Here is a 479-nt window from a genome sequence, read left to right as displayed (position 1 = left end):
AAATTTTTATTGAGCAGATTAATATCATTTACAAATCGCTCGGCTGGGTAGTAAGCGATTAAGGGTAACCCTTGTAATGGATCTTTTTTGATGACTTGTTGATAAAGGGCCATAGTCTGGTCAAGTTGCTGAGTTTCAACTTGGCTGATTCCAATGCCACTTGAATTTAGGGTTTTAAAAAGTTTCCAGCTACACAGCGAAGAATCTACCTCTTGTGCAGAAGTACTTTCTGGTAAAGAGCCAATTTCTGGTGGAACTTGAAGGGTCACTTCGATTTTTGACTGTAGACGCGATTGAGTAATGTCTTGGTCAGGCATAACAATACCGGGGCTACGTAAATCTTTAAAACGGGCAGGGAACCAAGTTAGAGCATGGTAAGTATGTTTGAGCAACATACTTTTACCCGTTGCTTGTTCACCTAAAATTAAGGTAATCGGCTGTTTTTCATATTGAAACTGTATTTTAAGATCGTGAAACAG

1 protein-coding gene is annotated in these 479 nt (G+C 39.0%); it reads right to left on the bottom strand.

The window, feature by feature from the left end; genetic code table 11:
* Positions 1–479 (bottom strand): ATP-binding protein (locus tag UC75_RS21835; RefSeq protein ID WP_228137391.1); only part of this gene is annotated, 479 nt, incomplete at both ends.

Origin of the sequence: Acinetobacter sp. V2, assembly GCF_001188385.1 — a bacterium.
Taxonomy (GTDB): domain Bacteria; phylum Pseudomonadota; class Gammaproteobacteria; order Pseudomonadales; family Moraxellaceae; genus Acinetobacter; species Acinetobacter oleivorans.
The sequence above is the reverse complement of the archived record's forward strand: the minus strand, read 5'-3'. Positions and strand labels throughout refer to the sequence as shown.